The 17,367-nt window shown below is 33.0% G+C and carries 13 protein-coding genes; 8 read left to right on the top strand and 5 right to left on the bottom strand.

All coding sequences use genetic code 11. The annotated features are described in order from the left end of the window. Positions 1 to 22: 22 nt before the first annotated feature. Positions 23 to 427 (bottom strand): hypothetical protein, encoded by a 405-nt coding sequence (locus AC3WVZ_RS12040; RefSeq protein WP_050843869.1) that lies wholly within the window; start codon positions 425 to 427, stop codon positions 23 to 25. A gap of 208 nt (positions 428 to 635) precedes the next feature. On the opposite strand from AC3WVZ_RS12040, the gene AC3WVZ_RS12035 reads away from it, so the two are divergent. Together AC3WVZ_RS12035 and AC3WVZ_RS12030 are read left to right on the top strand one after the other, a co-directional pair. After that, the gene (locus tag AC3WVZ_RS12035) at positions 636 to 1,805 is read left to right on the top strand and encodes a ParM/StbA family protein (protein ID WP_000025622.1); all 1,170 of its coding nucleotides are present in this window, start codon (positions 636 to 638) and stop codon (positions 1,803 to 1,805) included. A gap of 11 nt (positions 1,806 to 1,816) precedes the next feature. Further along, positions 1,817 to 2,152 carry a hypothetical protein gene (locus AC3WVZ_RS12030; RefSeq protein ID WP_001257760.1) on the top strand — a complete coding sequence of 112 codons (336 nt, stop codon included), beginning with the start codon at positions 1,817 to 1,819 and terminating at the stop codon, positions 2,150 to 2,152. 111 nt (positions 2,153 to 2,263) lie between these two features. Here the strand turns inward: AC3WVZ_RS12030 and mleBCA are convergent, their stop codons facing one another. Next, entirely contained in the window at positions 2,264 to 3,118 is an 855-nt protein-coding gene (gene mleBCA / locus AC3WVZ_RS12025; protein ID WP_001290779.1) for a BCA family alpha/beta fold macrolide esterase, read from the bottom strand. A 425-nt stretch (positions 3,119 to 3,543) separates the two neighbouring features. Next, a complete protein-coding gene (gene pdxR, locus AC3WVZ_RS12020) occupies positions 3,544 to 4,977 on the bottom strand; it encodes a MocR-like pyridoxine biosynthesis transcription factor PdxR (RefSeq protein WP_233936396.1) in 1,434 nt (477 codons plus the stop codon). A 148-nt stretch (positions 4,978 to 5,125) separates the two neighbouring features. Between pdxR and AC3WVZ_RS12015 the strand changes: the two genes are divergently transcribed. After that, positions 5,126 to 6,043, top strand: coding sequence for a DMT family transporter (locus AC3WVZ_RS12015; RefSeq protein WP_000234340.1), 918 nt, complete (start codon positions 5,126 to 5,128; stop codon positions 6,041 to 6,043). A gap of 85 nt (positions 6,044 to 6,128) precedes the next feature. Here AC3WVZ_RS12015 and secY read toward each other — a convergent pair whose 3' ends face one another. Both secY and AC3WVZ_RS12005 read right to left on the bottom strand, forming a co-directional pair. Next, a complete protein-coding gene (gene secY, locus AC3WVZ_RS12010) occupies positions 6,129 to 7,433 on the bottom strand; it encodes a preprotein translocase subunit SecY (protein WP_000490135.1) in 1,305 nt (434 codons plus the stop codon). A 354-nt stretch (positions 7,434 to 7,787) separates the two neighbouring features. Further along, the gene (locus AC3WVZ_RS12005; RefSeq protein ID WP_000589640.1) at positions 7,788 to 8,255 is read right to left on the bottom strand and encodes a VOC family protein; all 468 of its coding nucleotides are present in this window, start codon (positions 8,253 to 8,255) and stop codon (positions 7,788 to 7,790) included. Between the two features lie 251 nt (positions 8,256 to 8,506). Here AC3WVZ_RS12005 and AC3WVZ_RS12000 point away from each other — a divergent pair, with 251 nt between their 5' ends. From AC3WVZ_RS12000 to pulA, 5 genes are all read left to right on the top strand, one after another. After that, positions 8,507 to 8,983: an AraC family transcriptional regulator gene (locus AC3WVZ_RS12000; protein ID WP_000869612.1), complete on the top strand. Its 477-nt coding sequence runs from the start codon at positions 8,507 to 8,509 to the stop codon at positions 8,981 to 8,983. A gap of 129 nt (positions 8,984 to 9,112) precedes the next feature. Beyond that, positions 9,113 to 9,628: a DinB family protein gene (locus AC3WVZ_RS11995; RefSeq protein WP_000379366.1), complete on the top strand. Its 516-nt coding sequence runs from the start codon at positions 9,113 to 9,115 to the stop codon at positions 9,626 to 9,628. Between the two features lie 538 nt (positions 9,629 to 10,166). Then, positions 10,167 to 12,119: a bifunctional metallophosphatase/5'-nucleotidase gene (locus tag AC3WVZ_RS11990; protein WP_001171089.1), complete on the top strand. Its 1,953-nt coding sequence runs from the start codon at positions 10,167 to 10,169 to the stop codon at positions 12,117 to 12,119. A gap of 340 nt (positions 12,120 to 12,459) precedes the next feature. Next, entirely contained in the window at positions 12,460 to 14,163 is a 1,704-nt protein-coding gene (locus AC3WVZ_RS11985; protein ID WP_000791447.1) for a M4 family metallopeptidase, read from the top strand. Between the two features lie 483 nt (positions 14,164 to 14,646). Then, a complete protein-coding gene (pulA, locus tag AC3WVZ_RS11980) occupies positions 14,647 to 17,205 on the top strand; it encodes a type I pullulanase (protein WP_233936395.1) in 2,559 nt (852 codons plus the stop codon). Positions 17,206 to 17,367 lie beyond the last annotated feature (162 nt).

Below are 17,367 nucleotides of genomic sequence, written 5' to 3'. Positions count from 1 at the left end.
ACATGTAGAAAACCTCATCTTTTTACTTATATTGTTTTGCAACTATGAGTTCGACAATAGGATAAATAAAGAATGAAGAGCAAATTGCGATGAACAGGGGGAGGTTTTTTACTCCATCTAAATTAGCCCCCATAGAAAATCCTTCGGAGAAGATTAATAAAAGGAACATTACAACTACAAGCATAAAATACGCAATTTTAAAGCTTTTATATGTAATTTGTTGTCCCATCTCATCTTGACTTTCTTCTGACACACCGTGGGGATCTCCCCAAGTAATGTGATTAATTAAATTACTAAGTATTAACGAAATAGCAAAAATCGTACCACCTAAAATAGAACCTTCAGTTATGTATTTATATGTGCCATGTACTAGTATTGCAATTAATGCTAAAACAATGATTATAAAAATAGTTTTTTTAGTATTCAATAAATAATTGCCCCCTCGATTGTAAAAAACTCTTTACAAATATAAGTATAAAATTGGAAAAGTGTCATGTCAAATACTTTTTACACACAATATGTAAGTATGCAATATTTTGTTTTTATGATAAATAAAAAATTACAATACATTTGAATGTAAAAGAATGGGCTCGCATATATTTGGAAGGGATGTCAGATTAATTTAGGGGGTAGTTATGTCTATACTTTTAAAAGCTGGTGCAGATGCAGGAAACAACGGTTTGAAGTTAATGGTGAAAGGGCAAGACCCTATTTTTATTCCGAGTATTTATTCTTTATATATAGGTGAGCCTACAGGACTCTTAGATGAGGTAGATGTTTCATTATCTGAATTAGAAAACCACATTGATGTGACTATAAGTTCGCCATCGTTAATGCTAAATAATGTACGATACATCGTTGGAGAAAAAGTTATTCAAGATCAATTAAAAGGTACTGAGGTAGAGAAGAAATCGAATAAGTCAACGGATGAGTTAATGGTTATTACAATACTATCAGGTTTGGCGGTAAGCGCTATGCGTCAAAGTCCAACTTCTAGCCATATTAATATTCGTTATGATTTATCTGTCGCTCTTCCTATGCAGCTTATTACACAAGAAATAGCTGCTGAAAATGCAAAACGTTATATGGGAAATCATAAGGTTATTTTCCATTATCCGAACGGACGCGATGTGACAATTAATGTTTCAATTGAGTATTGTAAATGCCTGCCTGAGGGCGCTTCTGGTACGTGGGGCATTGTATACGATGAAGAAGGAAATGTTGTGAAACATAAAATAGAATGTGAGCAAAATCAAGTTTCTGAAATTGATTTTGTAGATAAAACTCTACTCTCTTTTGATATTGGTGCAGGGACGACAGAAGAAGTCGTTTCATTAGGGGTGAATTTCCGTCCGCAACTAAGTAAAGGTTTATCTTATGGTGTAAAAGAGACGTTACTACAAATCATTACGAGATGGAACCGGAAGTATCCAACTAAAACGATTGATAGTATTACAGAATTCAATCAAATTTATTTAAATGATAAGCATCCGAGAAATACCTTATTAGTTGAGGAATCACAGCCAGCGCTATTAGGTTTAGCAGCACGTGTTGCAACAGATATTATAAATAAAATTGATGATATGAAAGACGATCCATACGTGTTTATTTATGGCGGGGGTGCAGTAATTATTAAAAACAGTTTAAAAATGATTTTAAAGCAAAAAGGACGACTCAAAAATGTAATCTTTGTAGATAATCCGTTATTTACAAATGCACGAGGATTATTAGTTTATACTTGTTCGCCAAAATATAGAGAGCATAAGCAAAAAGAGTTAGGATTTACAAACTTAACGATAAGTTAGTTGGTGGAAGTATGCGATCTAGGCGATATAAACGTGGTGATCGAGTAAAAATCAATATTCATAAATCGGTATCACCTGAAATGCTTGCGTGGCTGAATAAACAATCAAATCCAACTAATTTCTTCTTTTTTGCTGCGCAGCAACTATTTAAACAAGTTGGAGATATTGACGTTTCAAAAGCTTTACCAAGCAGCCATGTTTTCTCATTATATGTGGAGCCTTCATCCTTATTAAAAGTCGAAGTAAACCCTTTTAAAAACATGACACTAGACACAAATACATCCACCGAAAATGCAAAAAAAAAATTATGGGAATCTGTTGATCAATTAGATTGTCCATTTTTTTAAACATAGAAAAATATAAAAAGTCCCCATCACTATACATATGAATACAGTGATGGGTTTGTGTTTGTAACTAGAAGGGGACACAATTTGTGCCCCCTTCCATTAGTTATTTATCTAAATTTTAGATGTATGTTTAGAAACAGCGTTAATTATGCTTTCCCAGTCATCTGGATGGTTTTCATGGCCTGCCCCTTTAAGGGTTAATAGTACTGAGTTTGGAATTTCATCAATTAGTGCGAGGCCATGTTCAAATGGTAGTGCTGTATCGTCTGTTCCGTGAATAACCAATGTTGGTGCTTGTATGGAGTGAAGTACACCTTCATATGCATCATCACCTTGAAGTAAAGCGTGATTAAACATACTTAATAAATTGTTTGCGCGTTCTATTTCTTGTTTTACTTGTGTATAAACTCTATTTTCATCAAATATTCGGTCTGATCCACATAATAGACGAGATCCTGAAACTAAATACTCTGTCACATCATTTTTATTTGTCCAATCTATACTTGCGCTCTTTACATGATGTGTTAAAATCCTTTCATCCATTGGGGGTAAATCGCGAGTATTATTATCAGATCCTATTACACTAGTCGCTAGTAAAGTTAGCGCCAAAATTCTTTCGGGATGTTTTACAGCGGCAATTTGAGCAATCATACCACCTAATGACATACCAAAAAGATGGGCTTTATCAATATGATAAGCGTCTAATACCCCGATTGCATCTTCAGCCATATCTGTTACTGAATAATTTGAAGTGCCAGGTTCATATGTAACAGAGCGTCCAACATCGCGATTATCAAAGCGAATAACAAATTTTCCTGTGTTCGCCAACTGTTCACAAAATTCTTCATCCCAATATATCATTGAACAAGTAGCTCCCATAATTAATAAAATAGCGGGATCATTAGAGTTACCGAAGCTTTCTGTACATATATCAATACCGTTTATTTTAAATATCTTTTCACTCATAACGTTAGCCCCATTTCTTTTGAATTTAATTAATAATACAGTTTTGAATCATTCTAAGATGTGTGTAAGATTCTTTTTGAAATTCATCCCGCTATTTGCCGGGCAGTAAGAGCCCGATTGGTGATGAATGATTAAAGTTTCACTTTATAATGCTTTTTGCATAATTACCCCCAAAAATAAGTATATGGTAATTCAAGGCAAAAAATTTTGAGAAATAATTGTATGTTATTAAAATAAACAGCAAGGAGGAGAGGAAATGAAAGCAATCGTTATTGATCGATATGGCAGTGTTGAAGAATTAAAAGAAAGACAAGTTTTAAAACCGGTTGTTAAGAATAACGAAAAAGCTCAACAATAGATAATATCCCATACTATACATTTTCATTTGCGGGTATTATTTATTGTTGGCTAATGTGATATTACTTCTAACAAATACTTTTTCGTATTGTATCATGTAATTTCTCTAATCCGATTTCCATATCTTTCTCGTTTAACATTGAATAGCTAATTCTTAATTGGTTATCATTTGTTTCGTAGTTTAATAGACAAGCTGTTCCTGGTAAAAAAGAGACATCTACTTCATTTGCTTTTTGTAATAAGGTAAAGGGATCTATCGAATCAGGTAGTGTCACCCATAAATTAAAACCTCCATTTGGTATTTCAAAGTGTAGTTCTTTTAATGGCGATAATATATCAATTGTTAAATCACGTCTCATTTGTAAAGCTGTACGTAATTTTTCTAAATGGTTTTTCATACGTTTTGCACGTAAAAACGGTAGAAGTGCCTTTTGTGTTAATAAAGGACTACCGATATCCATTGAACCTTTTACTGCATATAGCCATTCAAAAATAGGACCATCGGCAATAAGTGCCGCGATACGCAGTCCTGGTGCTAACGTTTTACTAAATCCTTTTATATATATTACGTGGCCATCCTTATCAAAACTTTTGATTGGGGGCGGGATTATAGCATCTTCAAAATATATTTCTCCGAAAGAATCATCTTCAATGATAAAAAATTGATATAGCCCCGCTAGTTCTATAAGTTCCATTCTTCGTTCTTTACTCATTACTGTACCTGTCGGGTTTTGGAAGGTCGGATTCGTATACAATAAAACGGGATTTTTACTTTGACAAATATCATCAATTAAGTCGGAGCGAACTCCATGATTATCAAGAGAAACAGGAATGATTTGAACACCTTTATTGATGAAAACATCAAGCGCGGCACTGTAACACGGACTTTCTACTAATACAGTATCTCCAGGTTTTAATAATGTTTGAGCAATTAAATCAATTCCTTGTTGTGCTCCGCTTGTAATTAATAATTGAGATGGGTCCGTCACTAATTTCTGGTGTTCATTTAAGTAATTTGCTATTTCAACTCGCAATTCATAATCGTCTTGAACTGGCCCATAAGTTGCTAACAACATCGGATTTTTATCCAGCAATTTATGCATTTCGTCTGCCAAAAATGGATTTGGTAACAGACGGGGATACAGAATTGCTTGTGAAAAATCATAATATTTACGGTGTTTATTCATTGCATATTGAGAACGCATAACATTAATAGATCTTGATTGTTGCCATTTATACGGTATCGGTTTGAAATCTTTCTTTACACGTTTATATATGTAAGCACCTTTTCCTTGTTCGATGCGTATGTACCCTTTCGTTTCTAACTGTTTATAAGCTTTACGAACAGTTAATACATTGATTTGTAAATCTGTGGCCATACAACGTAAAGAAGGAAGGGATTCACCATGTGAAAGCATACCACTTTGTACTCTTTCAACAATTTGCATATATATTTGCTTGTAATACGGTATGTTTGATTCTTTACGCAATACAATCTTCATAGGTTCACCTATTTTTCTTTTTAATTTAATTAAAGCGAAAAATATATAGGGAATCAACTACAGCTTGAAGTAACTGTTATATGTACCGATACACTGTTATACACCATAGCCTCTATACTCATTTTAAGAGTAAAAAGGAGGAAGTAAAATGGTCATTTTTAATTACATTTTAGTATGTATTATTTTCGGGACAACATTTTTAACGATTAAAATTGGAATTGAAGCAGGAGCGCCACCGTTGTTTTCAGCAGGAATTCGTTTCTTTTTAGCGGGTATAATCCTTATGATTCTTTTTAAATTAAAGCGAAAAGAAATTATGCCACATATATTTTCAAAACGTATTATGTATGCTGGATTTTGTTTAACATTTATGACATTCGCAAGTTTATATTGGTCAGAACAATATATTTCTTCGGGATTAGCTGCTGTTCTTTCTGCTACGGGACCAATGATGATTTTATTAATACAAGCAAAGAGGAATAGGGAGAAATTACAAAAGGAACAACTCGTTGCTTTAGTTATTGCACTAATAGGTGTTATATTTGTTTCTTTACCAGGAATGCATCAACAAGTAAGTTTCATATGGAGTATTGCTTGTATTGTTTTAGTTATAGGGGAGCTATTTTACGGAATAGGCTCTATTCGTTCGAAAGAAATACTGTCAGATTTATCAAATGTATCACCATTTCTTATTAACGGTATTCAAATGTTTTATGGAGGGATTTTACTACTCATCGCATCTATTATTGTAGAACAACCAAATGTAACCGTATTAACTTCATGGAGTGTGCAATGGCCTATTTTATATCTCATATTTATCGGATCGATTGGTGGACACGGATTATATTACTGGCTCTTATCAAAAACAAATCCAGTATTTCCATCGACGTGGTTATATGTATCACCATTAATTGCAATAATTGTGGGATATATCATTTTAGGAGAGCCTTTAAATCCTACAATGGGAATGGGAGCTTGTCTTATATTGATTGGTGTATTTTTGGCCAATCGTTCAACACTACGGACTTATTTCAAAAAAGGGCGGTTATTAGAGAAGGAGATGTAGTTTAATAAAGCAACAGCTCTGTATATTACAGGACTGATAAAATCAAAAACACAGTTGGAAAAATAACCAACTGTGTTTTTGATAATTAATTCACTTTTTTAATAAAGCCTTTATAATGACGTTTTACAAGCTGGCTTTCTAACGTCTTCATAGTTTCTAGTGCTACACCGACAATGATAAGTAAGCTTGTACCACCAATTTGAGCAGAAGGTGGTAACGTAGCAATTTTCGTGAATACGAGCGGTAATATAGAAATAGCACCTAAGAAAATTGCACCGATAAATGTTAAACGGTATAAAATTTTAGTTACATATTGTTCAGTTGCTTTACCAGGACGAATACCAGGAACATATCCATTTTGCTTTTTCAAATTCTCAGCCATTTGTTCAGGATTTACTTGAATAAATGCGTAGAAGTATGTGAAAGCAACGATAAGACCGACATAAAGTGTCATTCCAATTGGATGTGCGAAATCAAGATTTGCAACTAACCATTTTGATACGCTTGAATCAGGGAAGAGCTGCGCAATTGTACGCGGCGTCATTAAAAATGCAGAAGCAAAGATAACTGGTATAACACCAGCACTATTTACTTTAAGCGGTAAATGAGTGTTTTTTGCTCCTTGATATTGATTGTTTCCTGAAACAGCTTTTGCATATTGGATCGGTATTTTACGTACAGCTTGTTGAATGTAAATAACACCAACAACTATCGCTAAAATTACGAGTCCAATTAAAACAATTTTTATTATGTGCATAAATAGCTGATCGCCAGCATTTTGGAATTGTTGTAAATAAATTTGATTTGCAACATTTGGAATCGCGGCAACGAGACCTGCGAAGATAATCATCGAAATACCATTACCAACTCCGTTAGCGGTAATTTGTTCGCCTAACCAAAGTAAAAATGCAGTACCTGCAGTTAAAACTGTCGCAATAAATAAGTATGTAGTCCAGCTTTGATCTGTTATTAATTGTCCACCTGCTATATTATTAAAGCCATAAGACATTCCGATGGCCTGTATGAATGCGAGAATGATTGTAAAGTATCGAGTGAATTGAGCTGATTTCTTACGGCCCATTTCTCCTTGCTTTGCCCATTCCGAAAATTTAGGTATAACATCCATTTGTAGTAACTGTACTATGATGGAAGCTGTAATATATGGTGTAATACCTACAGCAAAGATTGAGAAGTGTTGCAATGCTCCTCCACCAAATACGTTTAACATACCTAGAACGTTAGCTTGATCTTGTACTTTTAATACCTCTGCGTTAGTATGAGGAACTGGAATAAACGTGCCAATTCGAAAAACGATTAACATCGCTAGTGTAAAAAGGATTTTCCTTCTTATCTCAGCTACTCTCATGAAATTTGAAATCGTACGAAACATTATGTCGCCTCCTATATTTTTATCAGTAAAAAACTGATTATTATACCCTATGAAGTAACCACAAACCTCCTTCCGCACTAAATTCATTTGACAAATGGATTTTCATACACTTTGTAGTTTTCACGGATATAAAAATATAAGGTGTTATATAAGCGACCTATACACTTTACGTAATCATTCAATACCCATAATATATCGAATAAATTAACAAATGTACATACATACGCATTAAAAATGAATAAATAGGGTCATTTTTTACATTTATTTAATGATAAATTGATAGGACATTATTATTCAAGATTGTTATACATGTTATAAAAATAAAAGCGAGCCATTATGATTTATAACTAATATTCATTCAAATGTGTCAGCTAATAGCGTCTCCCAATCTTTAAAGGATAATTTATCAGTTATATGTTTTAGTGCGTTAGGTACAACAATATGACAAATAAGTTCTAAGCTATTACCATCTGGATCAATAAAATAAACAGATGCATTACCTTGATGTGGACGGACAAAGGGTTCAATAGATTCATTACTCCCAAACGGAACAGCTTTAATTTGAAGTGAGTGTAACCAATGTAATGATTCTTTTAAATCCTCATAGGAAACTCTAAATGCAATATGACGTAAAGAAGGATGATATTTTGTTTCGTATTCAGAGCCCGCCCATAATCCTAGCCAACTTTTCCCTTCCTCAATCCAAAAGAATGCTGTTGATTCATCGCTCCAGGCTAACTTCAACCCTAGTTTTTCATAAAATTCGATAGATTGTTGTAAATTACTCACTGGTAAATGCGCTTCGTATATTCCTTTAATCAATTAAAATCCTCCACCTTTTTATTTTCTTACAATTAATATATCGATTTAAAAAGAATGTAAAATCAAATAAAAGTATGAAAGTACATACTACTTTAGTAGTAATAGTAATCAATTATATTTCAATTCAAATTCATCTCCCGCTGATTAAAGTTTCACTTTATATGATTAGAGAATTCTTTTTATTTAAGAAGGAATAAATGTTAAAGAAAGCTAATTAAACAGTGTACATATTTATAGGGGAGAAGATATAAATGAAAGTTGTTATAAAAAAATTACCACCATTAGAAGTAGCGTATATAAGACGAACTGGTAGCTACTTTGAACCGCAAGATCATTGGGGAAAGTTACTGAATTGGTCAATTGAAAATAAACTGTATCCACCAGAGCAATCATTTATCGGAATATCATTGGATAATCCTGAACTTGTTGCAAGTCATAAGTGCCGGCATGATGCATGTGTTACGATTCCTGAAAACTTCGATAAAGAAAAGTATCATGATGTGCAATTTAAAAAATTAGATGGAGGTACATATGGTCTATACCAGTTCTATGATGAACCTCATAAATTAAGTGAAGCGTATCAATACATGTATGTAGAGTGGCTACCAAATAGTGAGTATGATGCAGATTATGATAGAGATAATTTAGAGTTTTGCTTAAATAATGTTGCTGAAGATCTAGACGGAAAGTTAAAGGTTGATTTATTTGTGCCAATTAAAAAGATATAAAAAAACAAATAAGTTCATTTGTGGCTTTAAAATAAAATTGGAATAGTAGTGAAAGAAAAACTTTTTTTGAAGATAATATCTCTAGCGTAGAAATTTAAGTATGTAGGTTGCAATGAAAGGAGAATCCACATGGATACATTTGTAAATGACAAGTTTTATGAAACGAGAGATCAATTATTTGAGGAAATTACTTTGTTGAGTGATGCTCAATTTAATAGGAAACCAGATAAGGATAAATGGAGTATTGCACAAGTTTGTCATCATTTAGTTTTATTAGATGAGAGAGTGATAACAGTTATTTCCTCAGGGTTAAAAAAGTTAGATAGTACCCAAAATGAGCGTAAAGAAATTCACACTATTTTATTAGATAGAACGAAAAAGTTTATAGCTCCAGAAATGATTGAACCAAGTATAGAACCATTTGAAGTGGAGCAAATGCTCAATATGCTAAACGAATCAAGAAAAGAATTGATGCGTTTCCTGAGTACAATAGAAGATGAGTCTATATTAGCGAAAAAATCAGTGATGCATCCAGCTCTTGGAGAATTATCCCTTGATCAGTGGATAGAATTGATCTATTTACATGAACAGCGTCATATTTCACAAATAAAAGAGATAAAATTGCTTTGTGAAATTGAAAAGTAAAAATTATTCCCTATTTATTGATACGTATTATAAACAGGGGAAACGGTTGATTCATATTGATTCAGAAGAAAACAAAAATAGAATGAAATTAGTTGAAAGTGACCAATAAGCTTAAGAAAATATGAAACTATCCAATTTTCTGTATAAGTGTAACCCCGTCTTAAATGAAGAGCGGGGTTATTTTTTTGAAAATGTTTTTATTTAGAAGGAGATAAATCAGCAACGAAACTCAAAAAATTAATCATCATAACATATTGTATATGCCCGTTTTAATAAATTGAAATGATGATTTTTATGATGATAAATGATATGTCCTTATTTTGAAAGTACACTTCACACTCTTAAGGAAGGGGTATTCTGTCAGGAAATGATAAAATACAATTCTGTTAGAGGATGTATGCAATTTATTCTCTTTATTTTTGCAACAGAACCACCTTCAAAATTATCTTTTGTAGTTGAAGTTTCCTGAATAATAAGTTACATTTTTAAAGTTCAAGCAACTTTATGAAAGTACAAAAAGGGGAGAAATATTATTATTATGCAAAAAATGAAATGGAAGAACTATGTATGTTACTTTGTAATTCTATTACTGCTTGGAACGGCAGTAATAGTCAAACCATCTATCTCTAAGGCTGAGGAATCTGAAGTTAATATCACATTGTTAGGTACTGCAGATATTCATGGTAGATTTATGCCTTGGGATTATGCGCTTGATGGAGCAAATATGAGTGGAAGTTTGACGCAGCTTTATACGGTTATAAAGAAGGTCCGTCAAGAAAATCCAAATACCATATTAGTAGATGCCGGGGATACAATTCAAGGAAACTCAGTAGAATTATTCAACGATAAGCCACAATCGCCAATGATGGTAGCGATGAATACAATGGGATATGATGCCTGGGCATTTGGAAATCATGAATTCAACTTTGGATTAGATACATTGAAAAAAGTTAGTGAGCAATATAAGGGAAAAACGTTAGCAGGAAATATTTATAAGGAAAATGGAGAGCGCTTTCTTCCTGCATATACAATTGTAGAAAAAGGTGGAATTAAAGTTGGGATTATTGGTATGAATACACCAATGATTAGTGATTTTGAAAAAGGGACAGATCACTTAAATGGTTTAGTGGTGAAAAATCCAGTAGAAGAGACGAAAAAGGCAATTAAGGAATTAGAAGGTAAAGTAGATGTAATGGTAGGAGTTATGCATATGGGATTAGAAAATGAGAATGGTATCCCTGGTACTGGTGTTCAAGATATTGCAAATGCTTGTCCGGAACTAAGCGCTATTTTTGCGGCTCACATGCATAAACTTGTAAAAAAAGAAGTTGTAAATGGCGTAATTATTACAGAACCAGATAAATATGGAACACATATTTCACGTATTGACCTTACTTTTACAAAGCAAGATGGGAAGTTGGCTTTAAAAAATAAAACTGCTACCGCTATACCTGTAAAAAATGCTGATGGGACAACGATATTATCCGATCCTACACTTGAAGAAACATTAACACCTTTTCACGAATATGCGAGAGGAGATGCAAATGTTGTAGTCGCTCAATTAAAGGGTAGAAATCTTGTTCCTGAAAATGAAATAAAGGGCATTCCAAGTGTTCAGATTCAAGAAACACCTTTATCAGATTTCTTTCATGAAGTTATGCTCTACTACAGTAAAGCAGATGTAGTAGCCCATCAAATTGATAATGATTATGCCCGTTTAGATACAGGCCCTATTAAGAAAAAAGATATTGCGTACAATTACCAATATGCCTTGGGAGAAATTACAGTATATAAGATTTCTGGAAAAGATTTAAAAGACTATATGGAATGGGCAGCAGGATATTTTAACTCATCTCGTGCCGGAGATGTAACCGTTAGCTTTGATAAAACCCGCCGTGCATCTAAATACAGTACGAACGATTTCTTTGGAGGCGTAAAATACGAAATTGACTTAACAAAACCATATGGAAGCAGAATTACAAATTTACGCTCTATTCGTACAAACAAACCAATCAAAATGAGCGATGTTATGACGTTGGGAATGAATGCATATAGAATGGAGGCTCTTCAGGCAAAAGGTGGAGCTTTAGAGGGGCGTAAGTTTGAACAAATTTGGTCATCTAAACAAGAGAATGCATTTGGAGAAACAGGCGGAACCATTCGTAACCTTGCTATTACATATTTAAAAGAGGTAAAGAACGGTGTATACACACCAAAAGTTATGCATAATTGGAAAATTACTGGTGTAGATTTACATTCTTCAGAGCATAAGGCAGTAGTTGATCTTGTGAATAAAGGGATTTTAGAAATTCCAAAAACAGAAGACGGAAAATACACAAATATAGCATCTATAAATACGAAAGACTCAATTTCAAAAGAAGAGATTATATTACTCTCACAAAAAGCAAATATTAATCCAAATCAGTTTAATCATGTAAAGACAAAAGGTGAATTTTACAAAAAACTTAGTAGGATTACTAAAAAAATATAAATTATAAAATTTCTTATAGTAATTGTTATTTTAATAACATTAAACCCACTCTTACAATAGTAAAGAGTGGGTTTTTATGTTGTTATTTAGAGGTAAGTATACTTTTATTACAATGAATATAGATAATTAATAACTAACCAATTGGGTGAGCACCTATAAGGACTCTCTTTTATTCAAATTAATGTACATATGTGTTCCGTTCATTATTTATAATATTGACCACAATTTATGTAATTTTGCATAATGTTACATAAATTGTGTATTTTCTCTTTTTTTAGACATTAATAGACAGTATACTTTGTACAAGCTTTCTATTTCAAAAATTATACGAGGTGAAATAATGAAAAACAAAAAGACATTAACTAAGGTAGCATTAACAACAGGATTAGCTTTAACAGCTGTGGCACCATATGGGGTAGGTCATGCAGAGGAAACAGATCAACTACAAGTTCAAATTCAGGAGGAATCGTTCCGTTCGGGTGAACTTACACAGCCGTCACAAAAGGCACCAGAAAATGTAGTAAAGGATGCACTTAAGGAGAAAACAGAACAAGCTCTGTCCCAAAAACAAGTCAATGGAGAAGCAGGAGTAGATTATAAAGTCCTTCAAAAACGTGGTTCGTATGATGGAACTACACTTGTGCGTATGCAGCAAACATACGAAGGAAAAGAAGTATATGGACATCAATTAACTGCACACGTAGATAATAAGGGTGTTATTAAAAGTGTTTCAGGCGATAGCGCGCAAAATTTAAAACAAGAAGAATTGAAAAAACCTATTAATCTATCAAAAGATGAAGCAAAACAATATATTTATACGAAATACGGGAACGATATCAAGTTTATTTCTGAGCCAGAAGTTAAAGAGGTTATTTTTGTTGATGAAAATAATGGACAAGCTAGCAATGCATACCAAGTTACCTTCGAAGCTGCAACACCAAACTATGTTTCTGGTACTTATTTAGTAAATGCACAAAATGGTGATATGTTAAAAAATATGGTACAAGAATCTAACTTAAAGGCCAGTGACAAACTAGTTGGAGCTTTAAAGAAAAGTAAACAAAGCAGTCTTACATCATTAACCGGAACAGGAAAAGATGATTTAGGTATTAATCGTTCATTTGGTATCTCTAAACAAAGTAATGGCAAATATGCTCTTGCTGATTATACAAGAGGGCAAGGCATTGAAACATATGATGTGAATTACAGAGATATTACTAAAGAAGAAAGCTATTATCCTGGTACATTAGCGACAAGTACTTCGGCAACATTTAACGATCCAAAAGCAGTAAGTGCTCATTACTTAGCAACAAAAGTATTTGATTTTTATAAAGATAAATACAAGCGTAATAGCTTTGATAATAAGGGACAAAAGGTAGTTTCAGTTGTACACGCTTGGGATTCTGAAGAGACGAATGATCCGAAAAATTGGCAGAATGCATTAAGTGCTAATAATGGAAGTATGCTTGTATATGGCGATCCTATTGTTAAAGCATATGACGTAGCTGGACATGAATTTACACATGCTGTTACTTCTAGCGAATCTAATCTTGAATATTACGGGGAATCCGGTGCGATTAATGAGGCGCTATCTGATATTATGGGAACATCTATTGAGAAATACGTAAATAATGGAAACTTTAACTGGACAATGGGAGAACAAACGGGATCTGTTTTCCGTGATATGGAAAACCCAGCTTCTGTGCCATCTTCACTTGGAGTGCCTTATCCAGATGATTACAGTGAATTTAACGATTTTAATGGATGGGATCAAGGCGGTGTTCATTTTAATTCAAGTATTATTAATAAAGTTGCGTATCTGATTGCAAAAGGCGGAACTCATAACGGAGTAACAGTTAAAGGAATTGGTGAAGATAAAATGTTTGATATTTTCTATTATGCAAATACAGATGAGTTAAACATGACTTCTAATTTCAAAGAATTGAGATCAGCATGTATTCGAGTGGCAACTAATAAATATGGTGCGAATACAGCTGAAGTTCAAGCAGTTCAAAAAGCATTTGATGCAGCAAAAATTAAGTAATTTAGAAATATAGTTATCATTCATATATTAATACATTATGAAAAACAGCTAATGTCATTTTAAGGATATTAGCTGTTTTTTACGTAGCAATGTATTATTGAAAATAAACTGACTAAGCAATAATGAGGCACTTTACCTGTAAGAAGTTGTGACAAATAAATAAGGTTTAAAATATATAAAAACAGAAAATTAATAATATATTGACCTCTTGATAGAAAGTCTATAAAATGAAAGCGATAACAAACGATTGCTTTAAAATGTTTTCCCTGATCTTTTAGTATTTACAAATATATGAAGGCATAAACAAATCTATTTTTTTAAGTACTAATGCAAACGTTTTCGTATTAAAAGGTCATTGAAATACATACGTGAAAATAGCCGATATGGAGGTGAAGTAAAAGAGATTTCTAGATTAATTTAAGCAGTGTTATTCAGTGTAAGCATAATAAATCGTTAGTAATATTTGAAGAAAGGGTGTATGTGATGCAAATTACAAAAAGATTAATTAACAAAACAGTTTTATTACTTACTTTAATCGTTATGTTATCATCTGTTTTCTCCTTTCAGAGTGTGAAGGCAGTTTCAAATTCGAAAACAACTGAAATTATCATTCATTACAAAGAAAAGCTTGGAAATACAAAAGACTGGAATCTTTGGTTATGGGGAGAAAATGCAAATGGTACATCTTATCAATTTACTGGTGAAGATGAATTTGGAAAATACGCTAAGATAAAAATAGACGGTGACTATAATCGTGTAGGATTTATAGTTCGAGCAAATGAATGGGAAAAAGATGGTGGGGATCGTTGGATTGAAAATATAAAGGACGGTCGTGCTGAAGTATGGATCCTTTCGGGTGATGAAAAAGTATATAACTCTAAGCCTTCATCGGATCTCTCAATTCAAAAAGCAACTATTGATAGTTTCCATGAAATTACTGTAACGACTAATGTCCCGTTTCATATTAAGGAAAAGAAAATTGAAATTGAAGGCATTAAAATTAAGAATATTACTCCTTATGATATAAACAGTGGCGATATTACTAATAAGGTCAAAATAATTACGGAACAGAAAATTGATTTAAAACAAACATACAAAGTTAAAATAGAAAACTTAGCTGATACGAATACTGAAATTGGTAAAGTCATTCGTAGCGAAGAATTTGATAATTTATTTTATTATGGTGGTAACGATTTAGGAAATACATATACTCCGCAACATACAAAGTTCCGTTTATGGGCTCCTACTGCAAGCGAAGCGAAGTTAGTTACATATAAAAAATGGAACGATAAAATAGGTACTGAAATAAACATGCAACAAGGTGAAAAGGGAACTTGGACAGCAGAACTAAAAGGGAACCAAAAAGGGCTCTTTTATACGTATAAGGTCAAAATTGGTGATAAGTGGACTGAAGCGGTTGATCCATATGTGCGTGCTGCTTCTGTAAATGGGGATAAAGGTGCAGTCGTTAATTTAGAAGAAACAAATCCGAAAAAATGGAAAGCAAACAAAAAGCCAAAATTTAAAAATCCGGAAGATGCTATTATTTATGAGTTACATGTACGCGATCTTTCCATTCAACCTGAAAGTGGTATTAAACAGAAAGGGAAGTATTTAGGTGTAACAGAAAAAGGAACAAAAGGGCCAGAAGGTGTAAAAACAGGACTTGATCATATAAAGGATCTTGGTGTTACTCACGTTCAGTTTTTACCGATATTTGATTATGCTTCTGTAAATGAAGAGACTTTAAATGAACCACAATATAACTGGGGATATGATCCTAAAAATTTCAATGTTCCAGAAGGCTCCTATTCTACAAATCCTTATGAGCCGACTGTGCGAATAACTGAATTAAAGCAAATGGTTCAAACACTACATGATAATAATCTTCGAGTGGTGATGGATGTAGTATATAACCATATGTATAACGCTGCTGAATCTAATTTCCATAAGTTAGTTCCAGGTTATTATTATCGTTACAATGAAGATGGAACATTTGCAAATGGAACTGGAGTAGGAAATGATACTGCTTCAGAAAGAAAAATGATGAGGAAATTTATGATAGATTCCGTCACATATTGGGCAAAAGAATACAATTTAGATGGATTCCGTTTTGATTTAATGGGTATTCATGATTATGAAACGATGAATGAAATACGTAAAGCTGTTAATCAAATTGACCCTTCTATTATACTACACGGAGAAGGATGGGATTTAAATACACCTCTTGCAGCTGAGTTGAAAGCAAATCAAAAAAATGCAGAGAAAATGAAAGGGATTGCTCATTTTAACGATAATATACGTGATGGGTTAAAAGGTAGTGTATTTGAGGAGAAAGAAAATGGTTTTATAAATGGAAAGCAAAACATGGAAGATCGTATTAAAAAAGGTATTACGGCAGGTATTGACTACGATACAAATTCGTCTACCTATCAAGATCCAGAGCAGGTGCTAACTTATGTGGAAGCGCATGACAATCATACATTATGGGATAAACTTGAGTTGACTAATTCAGGTGATAACGAAGAAGTGCGAAAACAAATGCACAAATTGTCTTCTTCGATTTTATTAACATCACAAGGTATTCCATTTTTACATGCAGGGCAAGAGTTTATGCGGACGAAATACGGTGATCATAATAGTTACAAATCTCCAGACTCAATTAACCAGATGGATTGGCTGCGCCGTGCAACGTTTAATAATGAAGTAGATTATATGAAGGGTTTAATAGAATTACGCAAAAAGTACTCAGCTTTTCGAATGACATCTGCAGAGCAAATAAAAACACACGTATCATTTATTGATGCTCCAAAAAATACTGTAGCTTATATAATAGAGGGGAATAAACATGAATACTTTACAGTGGCTCACAATGCAAATAGAGAAGCTGTTGAAATAACACTTCCATCGAAAGGGCCTTGGAAAGTACTAGTAGATGGCGAGCAGGCGGGAAGTAAACCACTTTATGTTGTCCATGACAATAAAATTAAAGTTCCTGCATTAAGTTCCATTGTTTTAAAATCAGAAAAAACGATTAAATAAAAGCGAAGAGTGTAGAAATAAATACTGAATTGAGCAAAGTTAATAAGGATTGCAAATGAAAAAGCGAAGTAAAAACAACCTTTACTTCGCTTTTAAAATTAATATAGCATAATTTCACATACTGTAATTAAATTACAATTCAATAAAGAACAAACAAAAAGA

Source organism: Bacillus sp. CPT56D-587-MTF (genome assembly GCF_058792335.1).
Note: the sequence above shows the minus strand (reverse complement) of the source record. Positions and strands in the feature narration are given on the sequence as shown.

Bases quoted from the DNA above. Each gene is read 5' to 3' on its own strand.
- AC3WVZ_RS12035 (WP_000025622.1), top strand. From the start codon at position 636: ATGTCTATACTTTTAAAAGCTGGTGCAGATGCAGGAAACAACGGTTTG.
- AC3WVZ_RS12030 (WP_001257760.1), top strand. From the start codon at position 1,817: ATGCGATCTAGGCGATATAAACGTGGTGATCGAGTAAAAATCAATATT.
- mleBCA (WP_001290779.1), bottom strand. From the start codon at position 3,118: ATGAGTGAAAAGATATTTAAAATAAACGGTATTGATATATGTACAGAA.
- pdxR (WP_233936396.1), bottom strand. From the start codon at position 4,977: ATGAAGATTGTATTGCGTAAAGAATCAAACATACCGTATTACAAGCAA.
- AC3WVZ_RS12015 (WP_000234340.1), top strand. From the start codon at position 5,126: ATGGTCATTTTTAATTACATTTTAGTATGTATTATTTTCGGGACAACA.
- secY (WP_000490135.1), bottom strand. From the start codon at position 7,433: ATGTTTCGTACGATTTCAAATTTCATGAGAGTAGCTGAGATAAGAAGG.
- AC3WVZ_RS12000 (WP_000869612.1), top strand. From the start codon at position 8,507: ATGAAAGTTGTTATAAAAAAATTACCACCATTAGAAGTAGCGTATATA.
- AC3WVZ_RS11995 (WP_000379366.1), top strand. From the start codon at position 9,113: ATGGATACATTTGTAAATGACAAGTTTTATGAAACGAGAGATCAATTA.
- AC3WVZ_RS11990 (WP_001171089.1), top strand. From the start codon at position 10,167: ATGCAAAAAATGAAATGGAAGAACTATGTATGTTACTTTGTAATTCTA.
- AC3WVZ_RS11985 (WP_000791447.1), top strand. From the start codon at position 12,460: ATGAAAAACAAAAAGACATTAACTAAGGTAGCATTAACAACAGGATTA.
- pulA (WP_233936395.1), top strand. From the start codon at position 14,647: ATGCAAATTACAAAAAGATTAATTAACAAAACAGTTTTATTACTTACT.